Genomic DNA, 17,072 nt, shown 5'->3' with positions numbered 1-17,072 from the left:
CCTTCAGAGCGGGTGGGGACCCGGAGGTGCGTGCCTTCCTCGCCCGACCCTAAGAAGGGCGCACGAGCAGCGCAATGAGCAGCAACGCTCTCCATGTTCCCGTCATGCTCCAGCGCTGTCTGGACATGCTGGCCCCCGCTCTCGCCCAGCCCGGCGCGGTCGTGGTCGACTGCACCCTGGGCCTCGGCGGCCACAGCGAGGCGCTGTTGCGCGACTTCCCCGAGGCCCGGCTGATCGCCCTCGACCGCGACCCGGCCGCGCTGCGGCTCGCCGGTGAGCGGCTCGCCCCGTACGGCGATCGGGCGACGCTGGTCCACGCGGTCTACGACGAGCTGCCCGAGGTCCTCGACCGGCTCGGTGTGCCGCGCGTCCAGGGGGTCCTCTTCGACCTCGGCGTGTCGTCCATGCAGCTGGACGAGGCCGAGCGTGGTTTCGCCTACGCCCAGGACGCCCCGCTGGACATGCGGATGGACCAGACCACCGGGGTCAGCGCGGCGGAGGTGCTCAACACTTATCCGCCGGGTGAGCTGGTGCGCATCCTGCGGGCGTACGGCGAGGAGAAGTTCGCCAAGAAGATCGTGGACGCGGTGGTGCGCGAGCGCGCCAAGGAGCCGTTCACCACCAGCGCCCGGCTCGTCGAACTGATCCGTGAGGCGCTGCCGCAGGCCGCCAAGCGCACCGGCGGCAACCCGGCCAAGCGCACTTTCCAGGCGCTGCGCATCGAGGTCAACGGCGAGCTCGCGGTCCTGGAACGGGCTATTCCGGCGGCCGTCGGGGCGCTCGCGGTGGGCGGGCGGATCGCCGTGCTGTCGTATCACTCGCTGGAGGACCGCCTGGTCAAGCAGGTGTTCGCGGCCGGTGCCAGCCATACGGCACCCCCCGGGCTGCCGGTTGTCCCCGAGCGCTACCAGCCCCGGCTGAAGCTGCTCACCCGTGGCGCGGAGCTGCCCACCGAGGAGGAGATCGCCGAGAACCGCCGAGCCGCTCCGGCCCGGTTCCGGGCGGCCGAGCGCATCCGGGAAGAGGTGGCACCTTGAGCACGCGGGGGGCGGGGGCGAAAGGCCGGCCGGCGCCGGGGGGGACCACGGCCAAGCGCACGCCCTTCGTGCTGCTCGTCGTGGTCCTGCTCGGCTCCGGCCTGATCGCGCTGCTGCTGCTGAACTCCTCCCTCAACCAGGGCTCGTTCGAGCTCAGCAGGCTCGAGAAGCAGACCAAGGAGCTCACCGACGAGCGCCAGGCGCTCCAGCAGGACGTCGACAAGCTCTCCGCACCCGGCGAGCTGGAGCGGCGCGCCCGTGAGCTGGGGATGGTGCCCGGTGGCAATCCCGCCTTCCTCAACCCGGACGGCACGGTCAGCGGGGTGCCCACCCCCGCCACGGAGCAGCCCTCGGTGCTCGGCGCCCCCAGGCCCGCGCCGCCCTCCGCGCTCGCGCGCACGCCGTCGAAGGCGCCCGTACCGTCCGTCCTCGCGTCGCCGGCCGCACCGGCCACTCCGGCCTCGCCGGCCGCCCCCTCCGCCTCCGCCTCCGCCTCCGCGAAGTCCACCCCGGCCCCCTAGGAGGTGACACGGTGACGCGATCCCCAGCCCGCGCCCCGTCCAGCCCGTCCGCGCCGACCACCGCACACGCTGCGTGGACGGCCGCTGGACCGTGGACGGCCGCTGGACCGACGGCGGCCGCTGGACCGACGGCGGCCGCTGGACCGACGGCGGCCGCTGGACCGAGGGCGGTCGTCGCGTGACCGGGCCCCAGGACCCCCGCCGCCGCAGGGTGCCCGGCCCGGCCGGGCCGGGCGGCGACCGCCGCCCGCGCAAGGGCACGCCGCGCCGCGCCGACGGGCGCCCTGCGGGGCCGTCCGGCCGTCCGGCCCGGCGCCCGCGCCCCGGTGGCCCCCAGCCGCTGCGGCTGGGCAGCCCGCGCCCCCGGCTGCGGCTGATCAGCCTCGGACTCACCCTCGTCATGCTGGTCTTCGTGGTGCGGCTGCTCCAGGTGCAGGCCGTGGACGCCAGCGCCTACGCGGCCAAGGCCAACGTCAACCGCTACATCCCGGTGACGCTGTCCGCCGAGCGCGGTTCCATCACCGACCGCGACGGCGTCGACCTGGCCACCACCGTGGACGCGTACGACATCACCGCCGCCCCCGACCTCCTCACGCCCGAGACGGCCAAGACCCGTGACGCGCCGCGCCGGGCCGCGGCCCTGCTCGCGCCGATCCTCGGCAAGGACCAGGCGGACCTGGAGAAGAAGCTCACCGACAACCCCACGTCGAAGTACGTGGTGCTGGCCCGGCAGCAGTCCCCGCAGGTCTGGAACCAGATCAAGGACCTGAAGAGCGCCCTGGACGACTCGGCGGCCAAGGGCAAGGGCACCAATGTCCTGGCCGGGGTCAACCGTGAGGCGCACAGCAAGCGGGTCTATCCGAACGGGGACCTGGCCGCCGGGCTGCTGGGCTTCGTGGACGCCGACGGCCGCGGCGCCGCCGGGCTGGAGCAGCAGCTGAACAAGAAGCTCGCGGGCAAGGACGGCAGGCGCGTCTACGCCCAGTCCGGTGGCCACCAGGTGCCCACCGGTGACGTCAAGGAGCAGCCCGCGGTCCCCGGCAGCGACATCGAGCTGACCATCGACCGCGACATCCAGTGGGCCGCCCAGAGCGCCATCGCCGACCAGGTCGAGAAGTCCGGGGCGGACCGCGGCTACGTCATCGTCCAGGACACCCGCACCGGGCAGATACTGGCGATGGCCAACGCGCCCGGTTTCGACCCCAACGACATCACCACGTCGGACGCCGACGACCTGGGCAACGCCGCGGTCTCCGACGCCTACGAGCCCGGCAGCGTCAGCAAGCTGATGTCCATGGCCGCCGTCCTCCAGGAGGGCGCGGCGCGGTGGGACACCCATGTGGTGGTCCCCAACCGGCTGCGGCGCGCGGACCGGGCCTTCGCCGACGACATAGACCATCCGACCTGGTACCTCACGCTCAACGGCGTGCTCGCCAAGTCCAGCAACATCGGCACCATCCTCGCCACCGAGCAGCTGGGGAAGACCAAGCAGGAGAAGAACCGGGTTCTCTACTCCTATCTGCGGAAGTTCGGGATCGGCCGGCCCACCGGGCTCGGCTTCCCCGGCGAGACCCCGGGCATCCTGGCCCAGCCGCAGGACTGGAGCGCCTCGCAGCAGTACACGATTCCCTTCGGCCAGGGGCTGTCGCTCAACGCAGTCCAGGCGGCCTCGGTGTACTCCACCATCGCCAACGGCGGTGAGCGCATCGCGCCCACTCTCGTCCGCGGCACCCGGGGGCCGGACGGCGACTTCACGGCCGCGCCCGCTCCCAAGAGGACCCGTGTCGTCAGTAAGGAGACCGCGAAGACCCTCACCAAGATGCTCGAGTCGGTCGTCGACGACGAGGAGGGCACCGGTACCAAGGCGAAGATCCCCGGCTACCGTGTCGCGGGCAAGACCGGCACCTCCAACCGGGTGGACCCCAAGACCGGCCGCTACCGCGGCTACACCGCGTCCTTCGCCGGCTTCGCCCCGGCCGACAAACCCCGGCTGACCGTCTACTGTGCCGTTCAGAACCCGACCAAGGGCAGCTATTTCGGCGGTCAGGTCTGCGGGCCGGTCTACAAGAAGGTCATGGAGTTCGGTCTGAAGGCCCTGCAGGTCCGGCCGTCCGGGAAGCAGCCGGAACGGCTCGCCGTGAGCTATGACCCGGGCCAGTGAACGGACCCAGTAGTGATGACGATCACGCCGGACCCCGGGAACCACGGTCCGGTACGGGCCCGCTTCCCCGTCTCATTTCGCGGGGGAGCGGGTGTGCCGGGTACGCTCACCGCCGTGCCCCACGCTGACCAGTCCCAAACCCCTCAGAAGGACGTTTCTGTGGAATACCCGGGAGCGCCCCGCCCTCTCCAGGTCCGCCCGATCCCGCTCGCGGAGCTGGCGGAGCAGTTGGGCGTCGAAGCCCCCGAGGCCCCGGAGGGGGCCGCGGTCACCGGGATCACCCATGACTCGAGGGCCGTACGTCCCGGCGATGTGTACGCCGCGCTGTCCGGTGCCCGCCTCCACGGCGCGGACTTCGCCGCCCAGGCGGCCGACCTGGGCGCGGTCGCGGTGCTGACCGACCCGGCCGGCGCCGAGCGCGCCGCGGCCACCGGGCTGCCGGTCCTGGTGGCGGAGGACCCGCGCGGCCGGATGGGCGCGCTGGCCGCCACGATCTACGGCGAGCCGGGTCACGACCTGCTGCAGATCGGGATCACCGGCACCTCCGGCAAGACCACGACCGCGTATCTCATCGAGGGCGGCCTCAGGGCCGCCGCGAAGCACGACGGCGGCCTTACGGGTCTCATCGGCACCGTGGAGACGCGGATCGGCGACGAGCGCATCAAGTCCGAGCGCACCACCCCCGAGGCCACCGATCTCCAGGCCCTGTTCGCGGTGATGCGCGAGCGCGACGTCCGTTCGGTCGTCATGGAGGTCTCCAGCCACGCCCTGGTCCTCGGCCGTGTCGACGGCTGCGTCTTCGACGTCGCCGTCTTCAACAACCTCAGCCCGGAGCACATGGAGTTCCACTCCGGCATGGAGGACTACTTCCAGGCCAAGGCCCAGCTGTTCACCAAGGCCCGCAGCCGTGCCGGAGTGATCAACTACGACGACGAGTACGGTCGGCGGCTGATCGAGCAGTCCGAGGTCCCCGTCACCACCTTCTCCGCCGAGGGCCACCCCGACGCCCACTGGCGCGCCGCGGACGTCGAGGTCGGCCCGCTCGGCTCGACCTTCACCGTCCTCGGTCCGGACGGCCAGTCCGTACGGGCCGCCGCGCCCCTTCCGGGCCCCTTCAACGTGTCCAACGCGCTCGCCGCCGTGGTGGCGCTCGCCGTGGCCGGGATCGACCCGCAGACGGCCGCCGACGGCATCGCCGCCGTCCCCGGCGTACCGGGCCGGCTGGAGCGGGTGGACGTGGGCCAGTCCTACCTCGCTGTCGTGGACTACGCCCACAAGACCGACGCCGTGGAGTCGGTGCTGCGTGCGCTCCGTAAGGTGACCGACGGCAAGCTGCACGCCGTTCTCGGCTGTGGTGGGGACCGCGACCGGCTCAAGCGCGGCCCCATGGGCGCCGCGGTGGCCCGGTACGCCGACACGGCCGTCCTCACCTCCGACAACCCCCGCTCCGAGGACCCGCTCGCGATCCTCGCCGCCATGCTCGCGGGTGCCGCCGAGGTGCCCGCCCACGAGCGCGGTGATGTGCTGGTCGAGGAGGACCGGGCCAACGCCATCGCGGCCGCCGTCGCCCGTGCCGCGCCCGGTGACACCGTCATCGTGGCGGGCAAGGGCCATGAGCTGGGCCAGGACATCGCCGGCGTGGTCCGTGCCTTCGACGACCGACAGGTACTCCGCGAAGCCATCGAGCTCAGTGAGCGAGCCCACAGGCGCGATGCCTCGTGCCCCGGGGCGAGCGCACAGCACTGGGACAAACACCAAGACGACCAGGGATGACAGACCGCCATGCGCGCACCAGCACCCTCCAGGCAGCTCTCCCGCACGGCCGGAGGTGATCAGTGATCGCACTGTCCCTCACCGAGATCGCCGGCCTAGTCGGTGGACAGCCGCACGACATACCGGACCCGGACCTGAAGGTCACGGGCCCTGTCGTGATCGACTCCCGCGAGGTGCGGCCCGGCAGCCTCTTCGCCGCGCTCCCCGGGGAGCGCGCGGACGGCCACGACTTCGCGCGGAGCGCGGTCGAGGCCGGCGCCACGGCGGTTCTGGCCGCCCGTCCCGTCGGCACCGCCGACGCTCCCGTACCGGCGATCGTCGTGCCCGATGTCATCGCCGCCATGGGGGCGCTCGCGCGCGCCGTCGTGGAGCGGCTGGGTGTCACCGTGGTCGCGCTCACCGGCTCCGCGGGCAAGACCAGCACCAAGGACCTCATCGCCCAGCTGCTCCAGCGCCGCGGCCCGACCGTATGGACGCCGGGCTCGCTGAACAACGAGATCGGTCTGCCGCTCACCGCGATGAGCGCCGATGAGACCACCCAGCACCTGGTGCTGGAGATGGGTGCCCGCGGTAAGGGCCACATCCGGTATCTGACGGACCTCACCCCGCCCCGTATCGGACTCGTGCTCAACGTCGGCACCGCCCATATCGGGGAGTTCGGCGGCCGGGAGCAGATCGCCGAGGCCAAGGGCGAACTGGTGGAGGCGCTGCCGGCGGCCGAGGACGGCGGGGTGGCGGTGCTCAACGCCGACGACCCCTTGGTGCGCGCCATGGCGTCGCGCACCAAGGCCCGTACCGTCCTGTTCGGCGAGGCCGAGGAGGCCGATGTGCGTGCCGGGAATGTCCGGCTCGCCGACGGCGGCCGGCCCGCCTTCACACTTCACACCCCTACCGGGTGCAGCGACGTGACCATGCGCCTGTACGGTGAGCACCACGTGTCGAACGCGCTCGCCGCGGCCGCCGTCGCCCATGAGTTGGGCATGTCCGTCGACGAGATCGCCGTGGCGCTCTCCGAGGCGGGGCAGCTCTCCCGCTGGCGGATGGAGGTCACCGAGCGCTCGGACGGCGTGACGGTCGTCAACGACGCCTACAACGCGAACCCCGAGTCCATGCGAGCTGCGCTGCGCGCACTGGTCGCCATGGGCGCTGCCACACCGGGGCGTCGCACGTGGGCGGTGCTCGGCCCGATGGCCGAGCTGGGCGAGGAGTCACTGGCCGAGCACGACGCGGTCGGGCGGCTGGCCGTCCGGCTCAACGTCAGCAAGCTCGTGGCGGTCGGCGGCCGGGAGGCCGGCTGGCTGAACATGGGCGCCAAGAACGAGGGTTCGTGGGGTGAGGAGTCGGTGCACGTGTCCGACGTGCGGGCAGCGGTCGATCTGCTGCGCAGCGAGCTGCGACCGGGGGACGTCGTGTTGGTGAAGGCTTCCAGGTCGGTGGGGCTGGAGCGGGTCGCGCAGGCGCTGCTCGAGGGCAAGGGTGAGGGCGTCCTCTGATGGGTGGCATGAGGCAGATCCTCTTCTCGGGAGCCATCGGGCTCTTCCTGACCCTGATCGGCACGCCGCTGCTGATCAAGCTGCTGGCGCGCAAGGGCTATGGCCAGTACATCCGGGACGACGGTCCGCGGACGCACGGCAGCAAGAAGGGCACGCCCACCATGGGCGGTATCTCCTTCATCCTGGCCACGCTGATCGCCTACGCCCTGGCGAAGGTGATCACGGGCAAGCCGCCGTCCTTCTCCGGTGTGCTGGTGCTCTTCCTGTTCGCGGGCATGGGCCTGGTCGGCTTCCTCGACGACTACATCAAGATCGTCAAGCAGCGGAGCCTGGGTCTGCGGGCGAAGGCCAAGATGGCCGGTCAGCTGATCGTCGGTATCGCCTTCGCGATCCTCGCGCTGAACTTCGCCGACGCGCGCCAGCAGACGCCCGCCTCCGACCGGCTCTCCTTCGTCCAGGACTTCGGCTGGTCCTTCGGCCCGGTGATCTTCGCGATCTGGGCGCTGTTCATGATCCTGGCGATGTCGAACGGGGTGAACCTCACCGACGGTCTCGACGGTCTGGCCACCGGCGCCTCCGTGATGGTCTTCGGCGCCTACACCTTCATCGGCGTCTGGCAGTACCAGGAGTCCTGCGCCAACGCGCAGACCCTGACCAACCCCGCCTCCTGTTTCGAGGTCCGCGACCCACTCGACCTCGCGGTCGTCGCCTCCGCCCTGATGGGCGCGTGCTTCGGCTTCCTGTGGTGGAACACCTCGCCGGCCAAGATCTTCATGGGGGACACCGGTTCGCTCGCGCTCGGCGGCGCGCTCGCGGGCCTGGCCATCTGCTCCCGTACGGAGCTGCTGCTGGCCCTCCTCGGCGGGCTGTTCGTCCTGATCACCATGTCCGTGGTCATCCAGGTCGGTTCGTTCCGGACGACCGGGCGCCGGGTCTTCCGGATGGCGCCGCTCCAGCACCACTTCGAACTCAAGGGGTGGAGCGAAGTCCTTGTGGTGGTCCGGTTCTGGATCATCCAGGGCATGTGCGTGATCGTCGGCCTCGGCATCTTCTACGCGGGGTGGCGGGCCTCGTGACATCCGACGCCGCCTCCCTCGACGTGTCCGACCTCGCCGGACGGCAGGTCACCGTCGCCGGACTCGGCGTCTCCGGGGTCCCCGCAGCGCGTGCGCTGCGGGGCCTCGGGGCCTCGGTGACCGTGGTCAACGGCAGCGACGGCGCGCCACAGCGCGCCCAGGCGGCCGAACTGGAGCCGCTGGGCATCACGGTCCGCCTCGGCGACGGGGAGACGCTCCCCGAGTCCACCGAGCTGATCGTGACCACCCCCGGCTGGAAGCCCACCAGTCCGCTCTTCCTGGCCGCCGCCGAGGCCGGCGTGCCCGTCTGGGGCGATGTGGAACTGGCGTGGCGGCTGCGCGGCGCGGACGCCCCGCCCTGGCTCGCGGTCACCGGCACCAACGGCAAGACGACCACCGTAAGGATGCTGGCGGCCATCTTGGAGGCGGCCGGGCTGCGCACCGCCGCCGTCGGCAACATCGGCGTCTCGCTCCTGGACATCGTGCTGGGCGACGAGCCGTACGACGTGCTGGCCGTCGAGCTCTCCAGTTACCAGCTGCACTGGGCGCCCTCGCTGCGCGCCCACTCCGGGGCGGTGCTCAACCTCGCCCCCGACCACCTCGACTGGCACGGCTCCATGGCGGCGTACGCGGCCGACAAGGGCCGGATCTACGAGGGCAACCAGGTGGCCTGCGTCTACAACGTGGCCGACCCCGCCACCGAGGACCTGGTGCGCGCGGCCGACGTCGAGGAGGGCTGCCGGGCCATCGGCTTCACCCTCGGCACCCCCGGCCCCTCCCAGCTCGGCGTCGTGGAGAACGTCCTGGTCGACCGGGCCTTCGTGCCGAACCGGCAGAAGCAGGCGCAGGAGCTCGCCGAGGTCAGTGATGTGAACCCGCCGGCCCCGCACAACATCGCCAACGCCCTCGCGGCGGCGGCCCTGGCCCGCGCCTTCGGCGTCCCGCCGACGGCCGTACGGGACGGCCTGCGCGCCTTCCGCCCCGATCCGCACCGGGTGGAGCATGTCGCGGACGTCGACGGGGTGACCTACGTCGACGACTCCAAGGCGACCAACACCCACGCCGCGGAGGCGTCGTTGGGCGCCTATGAGCACATCGTGTGGATCGCGGGGGGCCTCGCCAAGGGAGCCACCTTCGACGAACTCGTCCTTACGGCGGCCAAGCGGCTGCGCGGCGTCGTGCTGATCGGCGCGGACCGCGCCCTGATCCGCGAAGCGCTCACGCGACACGCAGCGGATGTCCCGGTCGTGGACCTCGACCGGACCGACACTGGGGCGATGGCGGCGGCTGTGCGCGAAGCGGCGCGGCTCGCCCGGCCGGGCGATACCGTCCTGATGGCCCCGGCCTGTGCCTCGATGGACATGTTCACCAACTACAACAAGCGGGGCGACGCCTTCGCCGCGGCAGTGCGTGACCTGGCCTCCGGCCGGGTCACGGACGATCAGTAGCCCGCCGGTCCCCGCATGGACCGCCCGCGCGGGGAAACTGGAGGGGATACGACATGACGTCTGACCAGCCCGCCGCGCCCCGGTCCCGGACGGCACGCCCCGGCACCGGCCGCCCCGGGCCGCGTTCGGGCGGCGCCCCGCGGGTGCGGGAGGCCGTGCGGGCCAAGGGCCGGGCGGCGTCTCCGGCCCGCCCGCGCGGCGCAGCGGGCGTCTCCCGCCCTCCGCGCCGCCCGGTGCGGGGAAACGTCCTGGACCGGCTGCGCGGGCTCCACCAGCGCCTCCGGCGGGCCTGGGACCGGCCGCTCACGGCGTACTACCTGCTGCTGGGCGGCTCACTGCTGATCCTGGTGCTCGGCCTGGTCATGGTCTACTCCGCCTCCCAGATCAAGGCGCTGCAATCCGGGCTCTCGCCGTCGTACTTCTTTCGCAAACAGCTCCTGGCCGCCGCACTCGGCGGCGCGCTGATGCTGCTCGCCGTGCGGATGCCGATCAAACTGCACCGCGCCTTCGCCTATCCGCTGCTCGCGGTCTCGGTCTTCCTGATGTGTCTGGTGCAGGTCCCGGGCATGGGCATCGCGGTCAACGGCAACCAGAACTGGATCTCCTTCGGCGGTCCGTTCCTGCTCCAGCCCAGCGAGTTCGGCAAGCTCGCGCTCGTCCTGTGGGGCGCCGATCTTCTCGCCCGCAAACAGGACAAGCGGCTGCTGGTCCAGTGGAAGCATCTGCTGGTCCCGCTGGTGCCCGCGACCGCCATGCTGCTCGGCCTGATCATGCTGGGCGGGGACATGGGCACCGCGATCATCCTCTCGGCGATCCTTTTCGGCCTCCTTTGGCTGGCCGGCGCCCCCACCCGGCTCTTCGTGGGCGTTCTCGCCTTCGCCGGGGTCATCGGCGTGCTGCTCATCAAGACCAGCGCCAACCGGATGTCCCGGCTCGCCTGTATCGGCGCCACCGAGCCCGGGACGAACGATCAGTGCTGGCAGGCGGTGCACGGGATCTACGCGCTCGCCAACGGCGGATGGTTCGGCTCGGGACTTGGGGCGAGTATGGAGAAATGGGGCGAACTACCCGAACCGCATACCGACTTCATCTTCGCGATTACCGGGGAGGAACTCGGCCTGGCGGGGACGCTGTCGGTTCTCGTTCTCTTCGCGGCTCTAGGCTATGCGGGTATCCGCGTGGCCGGACGCACGGAGGACCCCTTCGTGAGGTATGCCGCGGGAGGCGTGACCACCTGGATCACGGCCCAGGCCGTGGTCAACATCGGCGCGGTGCTCGGTCTGCTGCCGATCGCCGGGGTTCCGCTCCCGCTGTTCTCCTACGGAGGGTCCGCCCTGTTGCCGACCATGTTCGCCGTCGGCCTGCTGATCGCCTTCGCACGGGCGGAGCCCGCCGCGCGGGCGGCACTGGCCATGCGGCAGCCTGCTTTGCGGAAGAAGCTGGCTCGGGTGAGACGGAAGACGATGAGACGGCCCGTCAAGGGACGGCCGTCCGGAGAGCGGTGAATTTCGGTGCATGTCGTACTCGCCGGTGGGGGGACCGCCGGCCACATCGAGCCCGCGCTCGCCCTCGCGGACGCCCTGCGCAGGCAGGACCCGACCGTGGGGATCACGGCGCTCGGTACGGAGCGCGGGCTCGAGACCCGGCTCGTACCCGAGCGTGGTTATGAACTCGGCCTCATCCCGGCCGTACCGCTGCCGCGCAAGCCCACCCCCGAGCTGATCACCGTCCCCGGGCGGCTGCGCGGCACCATCAAGGCCGCCGAGCAGATCCTGGAGCGCACCAAGGCCGACTGCGTCGTCGGCTTCGGCGGCTATGTGGCCCTGCCCGGCTACCTGGCCGCCAAGCGGCTCGGGGTGCCGATCGTCGTCCACGAGGCCAACGCCCGCCCCGGGCTCGCCAACAAGATCGGCTCGCGCTACGCCAAGTACGTGGCGGTCTCCACGCCGGACAGCAAGCTCCGCAACTCCCGCTACGTCGGCATCCCGCTGCGCCGTTCCATCGCCACCCTCGACCGGGCGGCGGTCCGCCCCGAGGCCCGCGCGGCCTTCGGGCTCGACCAGAACCTGCCGACGCTGCTGGTCTCCGGCGGTTCGCAGGGCGCGCGCCGGCTCAACGAGGTGGTCCAGACGGTCGCGCCGTTCCTCCAGCGCGCCGGAATCCAGGTGCTCCACGCGGTCGGCCCGAAGAACGAACTGCCGCGCGTGGACCACATGCCCGGAATGCCGCCGTATATCCCGGTATCGTATCTGGACCGGATGGACCTCGCGTATGCCGCGGCCGACATGATGCTCTGCCGCGCGGGCGCGATGACCGTCGCCGAACTGTCCGCCGTCGGGCTCCCGGCCGCCTACGTCCCCCTGCCGATCGGCAACGGCGAACAGCGGCTCAACGCCCAGCCGCTGGTCAAGGCGGGCGGCGGGCTGCTGGTCGACGACGCCGAGCTGAGCCCCGAGTGGGTGCAGAGCAATGTGCTGCCGGTGCTCGGCGACCCGCACCGGCTGTACGAGATGTCCCGGCGCGCCGCCGAATTCGGCCGCAGGGACGCCGACGAGCTGCTGGTCGGCATGGTGTACGAGGCGATCAGCGCACGCCGCCAGGCGTGAGGAGGCAGGGAGCGTGGCCGGACCGTCGACCGCCGAGCGCGGTGCACGAAGGACGTCGCCGTCCGGCCCGCCCCCACGCCGTCCCGCCGCCCGCCGCCGGATCCGGCTGCCCGGCCGGCGCACCCTGCTGCTGACCGCGGTGGCGGTGACCCTGCTCGGCGCCGGCGGCGGCTGGCTGCTCTACGGCTCGAGCTGGCTGCGGACCGAGCGGGTGCGGGTCGCCGGCACCACCGTCCTCACCGCCGAGGAGGTGCGCGACGCCGCCGACGTATCCATGAACACCCCCTTGGCGGCGGTGGACACCGGAGCGATCGAACACCGGCTGCGTGAGCGACTGCCGCGGATTGCGAAAGTGGACGTATCCCGGTCATGGCCGCACACCATCAGTCTGGTGGTGACGGAACGCGAGCCCGAAGCGATTGTCGAAGAGGACGGGAAGTTCCACGAAGTGGACGCCGGGGGAGTCCTGTTCTCCACCGTGAGCAAGCGTCCGAAGGGGGTTCCGCTGCTGGAAATGGAGCCGGACCGGTCGCCGAGTTCGCGCCATTTCGGCGCGGCCAGGCTGCGCCGCGAGGCGGTCCGGGTGGTCACCCAACTCCCGGAGAAGGTCCACCGGGACACCCGTTCCCTCCGGGTCCGCTCGTACGATTCGATCACCCTGGAGCTGACCGGCGGCCGTACGGTCGCCTGGGGGAGCGGAGAGCGCGGCGAGGCGAAGGCGAAGACGCTCACCGCGCTGATGAAAGCGCGGCCGGACGCCGACCACTTCGACGTCCAAGCGCCGAGCGCCCCGGCGGTGTCTCGCAGTTGACGTGATAGCGGCAGGCCAGCACCCTGGTTGGCTAGCCCACTGGGTGATCACATAGGGTGAAAAGAAAAGCGGGAGGTTCGGCGTGTTCATTGAACGCGCGCCACTTGTCGACTTAGTGTCCTGTTCCGAAGAGTCCGGGAAACAGAGGCACTGGTAACCCTAAACTTCAGCGTTAGGGTTGGGGTCGGCAATCGGAACCGTCCCATTCGGCATCAGTCGGCGCACCGCGGCAACGGCGGGGTGGCGACACGTAACTCGAGGCGAGAGGCCTTCGACGTGGCAGCACCGCAGAACTACCTCGCAGTCATCAAGGTCGTCGGCATCGGCGGCGGTGGCGTGAATGCCATCAACCGGATGATCGAGGTCGGGCTCAAGGGCGTCGAGTTCATCGCGATCAACACCGATGCGCAGGCCCTGCTGATGAGTGACGCGGACGTCAAGCTCGACGTCGGCCGCGAGCTCACCCGGGGCCTGGGCGCCGGCGCCAACCCCGAGGTCGGCCGGAAGGCCGCCGAGGACCACCGCGAGGAGATCGAGGAGGTCCTCAAGGGGGCCGACATGGTCTTCGTGACCGCGGGCGAGGGCGGCGGCACGGGCACCGGCGGTGCGCCTGTGGTCGCGAACATCGCGCGTTCGCTGGGCGCACTGACGATCGGTGTGGTCACCCGTCCGTTCACTTTCGAGGGCCGCCGCCGCGCCAATCAGGCGGAGGACGGCATCGCGGGTCTGCGGGACGAGGTCGACACCCTCATCGTGATCCCGAACGACCGACTGCTGTCCATTTCGGACCGTCAGGTGAGCGTGCTCGACGCGTTCAAGTCGGCCGACCAGGTGCTGCTCTCCGGTGTTCAGGGCATCACCGACCTGATCACCACCCCCGGTCTCATCAACCTCGACTTCGCGGACGTCAAGTCCGTGATGTCCGAGGCCGGATCGGCGCTCATGGGCATCGGCTCGGCGCGCGGTGACGACCGCGCGGTGGCCGCGGCCGAGATGGCGATCTCCTCGCCGCTGCTGGAGGCGTCCATCGACGGCGCCCGGGGCGTGCTGCTCTCCATCTCCGGCGGTTCCGACCTCGGTCTGTTCGAAATCAACGAGGCCGCCCAGCTGGTGAGCGAGGCCGCCCACCCCGAGGCCAACATCATCTTCGGCGCGGTGATCGACGACGCGCTCGGCGACGAGGTCCGGGTCACCGTGATCGCGGCGGGCTTCGACGGCGGTCAGCCGCCCGCCAAGAACCGCGACAAGGTGCTCGGCTCCTACGGCGGCAGCCGCGACGAGAGCGCCACCGCCTCCTCGAGCGGCCCGTCGTCCCGCTCGGAGAACAGCCGCCCGTCCTTCGGCGGGCTCGGCAGCGTCACCCCGCGCGAGGAGGAGCCCGCCCCGGCGGACCCGACCCCGGTCGCCGAGGTGCCGCCGCCCCCGGCGCCCGCCCCGCACCCCCAGGTCCCCCCGGCTCGTCCCTACCCGGAGAGCCAGGCCGAGGAGCTGGACGTTCCGGACTTCCTGAAGTGAGCCGTCCGGTATGGCTCGACGGCGACTTTGAAGCGAACCAGACGTGATAGCGCAACAGCACGACGCGAGCGGCGCGCACTTCGCCTTCACCGACCGGTGGGGCGGGGTGAGCGCCGCTCCGTATGACGAGCTCAACCTCGGCGGGGCGGTCGGCGACGACCCCCAGGCCGTACGGGCCAACCGGGAACTGGCCGCCAAGGCGATGGGCCTGGACCCGGCGGCGGTCGTATGGATGAACCAGGTGCACGGCCGGGACGTCGCGGTGGTCGACGGACCGTGGGCCGACGGGGAGATCCCGGCGGTGGACGCGGTGGTGACCCGGCGTCAAGGTCTCGCCCTGGCCGTCCTCACCGCCGACTGCACCCCGGTGCTGCTGGCCGATCCGGTGGCCGGGATCATCGGCGCCGCCCACGCCGGCCGGCCGGGTCTGGTCGCCGGAGTGGTCCCGGCGGTGGTGGAGGCGATGACCGAACAGGGCGCTAAGCCTGCCCGGATCGTCGCCCGTATTGGCCCCGCGGTGTGCGGCCGCTGCTACGAGGTTCCCGCGGACATGCGCGCCGATGTCGCCGCGACGGTGCCCGAGGCATGGGCCGAAACCAGCTGGGGTACCCCGGCGGTGGACGTGGTGGCCGGTGTCCGGGCCCAACTGACCCGGTCCGGTGTGCGGATGGACGAGGCGGATGGAGAATCTCACATCTGCACCCTGGAGTCGGCGGACCACTTCTCGTACCGGCGCGAGCGCATCACGGGGCGGCTCGCGAGCTATGTCTGGTTGGGCGGCTGAGTCGTGACGGATCGCAAGGCGGAACTGGCCGCCAATCTGGCCCGGGTGGAGGAACGTATCTCTGCCGCCTGTGCCACGGCCGGTCGCAAGCGCGAAGAGGTGACCCGGATCGTGGTCACCAAGACCTATCCGGCGAGCGATGTCCGTTTGCTCGCGGAACTCGGCGTACGGCATGTCGCCGAGAACCGCGATCAGGAAGCAGCTCCCAAAGCCGCGGAATGCGCGGATTTGCCACTGATCTGGCACTTTGTCGGACAGTTGCAGACCAATAAGGTTCGTTCGGTATCGAGTTATGCCGATGTGGTGCAATCTGTCGATCGTAAGCGATTGGTTGACGCGCTCTCCCGTGCGGCCGTGGGGGCCGCACGGGAGCTGGGCGTCCTGATTCAGGTCGCGCTCGACGCGGACTCCGACGAACGGGGAGGGCGCGGAGGCGTCGGACCGGACGGAGTGGCACGGCTCGCCGACTCCGTGGCCGAGGCCGAAGGGCTGCGGCTCGACGGTCTGATGACCGTCGCCCCGCTGACGGGCCCTTATGAAGGGCGGCCGCGGGCGGCGTTCGACCGGCTGATGGAAATCTCGTCCCGCCTGCGCGTGGCCCATCCGGCTGCCACCATGGTTTCGGCGGGGATGAGCTCGGACCTCGAGGAAGCGGTGGCGGCGGGGGCGACACATGTGCGCGTCGGCACTGCGGTACTCGGAGTCCGACCCAGGCTCCGGTAACGTCGCGAAGAAGTCGGACCACAGCAGAAAATATGGTCATTCCCGTCAAAAGGCGGGCGGGCCACGTGGATCCATGGCATCCGGTGGCGGAGCCGATCCACCACAGAGCGGAGGACGCAGAGAATGGCCGGCGCGATGCGCAAGATGGCGGTCTACCTCGGCCTCGTGGAGGACGATGGGTACGACGGCCGGGGATTCGACCCCGACGACGAGTTCGAGCCCGAGCCGGAGCCCGAGCGGGAGCGGGACCGTCGGCGACATCAGGTAGTGGAGACCGAACCACGGCCGGAAAGGGGCGAATCCGTGCGAGTCGTCCATCCTCCCGCGCAGCGTGAGCCAACTCCCCTTGCGGTGGAAACCGGGCGACCCGCGCGAATTGCCCCCGTGGCGTCCATCACACCTGAACGTCAGAACTTGGAGAAGAACGCGCCCGTGATCATGCCCAAGGTTGTGTCCGAGCGGGAGCCGTACCGCATCACCACACTCCACCCCCGGACCTACAACGAGGCCCGTACTATCGGGGAACACTTCCGTGAGGGCACTCCCGTGATCATGAATCTGACGGAGATGGACGACACGGATGCGAAGCGACTTGTCGACTTTGCCGCCGGTCTGGTGTTCGGCCTCCATGGCAGCATTGAGCGGGTGACGCAGAAGGTGTTCCTGTTGTCTCCTGCTAACGTCGATGTCACGGCGGAGGACAAGGCCCGTATCGCAGAGGGCGGGTTCTTCAACCAGAGCTGAGACGCAAAAACGGCAAACCGGCAACACCGAGTCATCCGAGGCCGTAAGGCCAGTACGAACCAGGGGAGAGGGACGCGCGGGATGGGCATCGCACTACAGGTGATCTACATCGCGCTCTACTGCTTCCTGATCGTGCTGATCTTCCGGCTGGTTATGGACTATGTCTTCCAGTTCGCGCGCTCGTGGCAACCCGGTCGAGCGATGGTGGTCCTCCTCGAGGCCACCTACACTGTGACCGATCCGCCACTCAAGCTTCTGCGGCGGTTCATCCCGCCGCTGCGTCTCGGGGGTGTGGCGCTCGACCTGTCCTTCTTCGTGCTGATGATCATCGTCTGGATCCTGATCACCGTCGTGAGCAATTTTGCGAGCAGGGTGTGAAC

The 17,072-nt window shown here is 70.7% G+C and carries 15 protein-coding genes; all 15 read left to right on the top strand.

The genetic code is table 11. The features are described from left to right. Positions 1 to 74 precede the first annotated feature (74 nt). The 15 genes from rsmH (at position 75) to N6H00_RS11235 (ending at position 17,070) form a co-directional block, all read left to right on the top strand. Entirely contained in the window at positions 75 to 1,037 is a 963-nt protein-coding gene (gene rsmH / locus N6H00_RS11305; protein WP_268971481.1) for a 16S rRNA (cytosine(1402)-N(4))-methyltransferase RsmH, read from the top strand. Further along, positions 1,034 to 1,558, top strand: coding sequence for a septum formation initiator family protein (locus N6H00_RS11300; RefSeq protein ID WP_268971480.1), 525 nt, complete (start codon positions 1,034 to 1,036; stop codon positions 1,556 to 1,558). Before rsmH ends, N6H00_RS11300 begins: the two co-directional genes overlap by 4 nt. A gap of 178 nt (positions 1,559 to 1,736) precedes the next feature. Next, entirely contained in the window at positions 1,737 to 3,719 is a 1,983-nt protein-coding gene (locus N6H00_RS11295; protein WP_268976924.1) for a peptidoglycan D,D-transpeptidase FtsI family protein, read from the top strand. 12 nt (positions 3,720 to 3,731) lie between these two features. Continuing rightward, positions 3,732 to 5,492 (top strand): UDP-N-acetylmuramoyl-L-alanyl-D-glutamate--2,6-diaminopimelate ligase, encoded by a 1,761-nt coding sequence (locus N6H00_RS11290; RefSeq protein ID WP_443072929.1) that lies wholly within the window; start codon positions 3,732 to 3,734, stop codon positions 5,490 to 5,492. A gap of 62 nt (positions 5,493 to 5,554) precedes the next feature. Next, complete coding sequence (locus N6H00_RS11285; RefSeq protein WP_268971477.1) at positions 5,555 to 6,985, top strand: UDP-N-acetylmuramoyl-tripeptide--D-alanyl-D-alanine ligase; 1,431 nt, start codon at positions 5,555 to 5,557, stop codon at positions 6,983 to 6,985. A gap of 8 nt (positions 6,986 to 6,993) precedes the next feature. Continuing rightward, a complete protein-coding gene (mraY, locus tag N6H00_RS11280; RefSeq protein ID WP_268971476.1) occupies positions 6,994 to 8,061 on the top strand; it encodes a phospho-N-acetylmuramoyl-pentapeptide-transferase in 1,068 nt (355 codons plus the stop codon). Next, entirely contained in the window at positions 8,058 to 9,509 is a 1,452-nt protein-coding gene (gene murD, locus N6H00_RS11275) for a UDP-N-acetylmuramoyl-L-alanine--D-glutamate ligase (protein ID WP_268971475.1), read from the top strand. The genes mraY and murD overlap by 4 nt, the downstream gene beginning before the upstream one ends. A gap of 53 nt (positions 9,510 to 9,562) precedes the next feature. Next, positions 9,563 to 11,014, top strand: coding sequence for a putative lipid II flippase FtsW (ftsW, locus tag N6H00_RS11270; RefSeq protein WP_268971473.1), 1,452 nt, complete (start codon positions 9,563 to 9,565; stop codon positions 11,012 to 11,014). Positions 11,015 to 11,020: 6 nt separating this feature from the next. Then, positions 11,021 to 12,115 (top strand): undecaprenyldiphospho-muramoylpentapeptide beta-N-acetylglucosaminyltransferase, encoded by a 1,095-nt coding sequence (gene murG, locus N6H00_RS11265; RefSeq protein WP_268971471.1) that lies wholly within the window; start codon positions 11,021 to 11,023, stop codon positions 12,113 to 12,115. A 13-nt stretch (positions 12,116 to 12,128) separates the two neighbouring features. After that, positions 12,129 to 12,926 (top strand): cell division protein FtsQ/DivIB, encoded by a 798-nt coding sequence (locus N6H00_RS11260; RefSeq protein ID WP_268971469.1) that lies wholly within the window; start codon positions 12,129 to 12,131, stop codon positions 12,924 to 12,926. Between the two features lie 276 nt (positions 12,927 to 13,202). Next, positions 13,203 to 14,441, top strand: a complete 1,239-nt coding sequence (ftsZ, locus tag N6H00_RS11255) for a cell division protein FtsZ (protein ID WP_268971467.1) — start codon at positions 13,203 to 13,205, stop codon at positions 14,439 to 14,441. Between the two features lie 43 nt (positions 14,442 to 14,484). Further along, positions 14,485 to 15,225 (top strand): peptidoglycan editing factor PgeF, encoded by a 741-nt coding sequence (gene pgeF, locus N6H00_RS11250; RefSeq protein WP_268971466.1) that lies wholly within the window; start codon positions 14,485 to 14,487, stop codon positions 15,223 to 15,225. A gap of 3 nt (positions 15,226 to 15,228) precedes the next feature. Then, entirely contained in the window at positions 15,229 to 15,948 is a 720-nt protein-coding gene (locus tag N6H00_RS11245; RefSeq protein ID WP_268971464.1) for a YggS family pyridoxal phosphate-dependent enzyme, read from the top strand. A 123-nt stretch (positions 15,949 to 16,071) separates the two neighbouring features. Then, a complete protein-coding gene (locus tag N6H00_RS11240) occupies positions 16,072 to 16,692 on the top strand; it encodes a cell division protein SepF (protein WP_268971463.1) in 621 nt (206 codons plus the stop codon). Between the two features lie 81 nt (positions 16,693 to 16,773). Then, positions 16,774 to 17,070, top strand: a complete 297-nt coding sequence (locus N6H00_RS11235; RefSeq protein WP_268971462.1) for a YggT family protein — start codon at positions 16,774 to 16,776, stop codon at positions 17,068 to 17,070. Positions 17,071 to 17,072 lie beyond the last annotated feature (2 nt).

Source organism: Streptomyces sp. S465 (assembly GCF_026898115.1).
In the GTDB taxonomy this organism is placed as follows: domain Bacteria; phylum Actinomycetota; class Actinomycetes; order Streptomycetales; family Streptomycetaceae; genus Streptomyces; species Streptomyces luomodiensis.
Note: the sequence above shows the minus strand (reverse complement) of the source record. Positions and strands in the feature narration are given on the sequence as shown.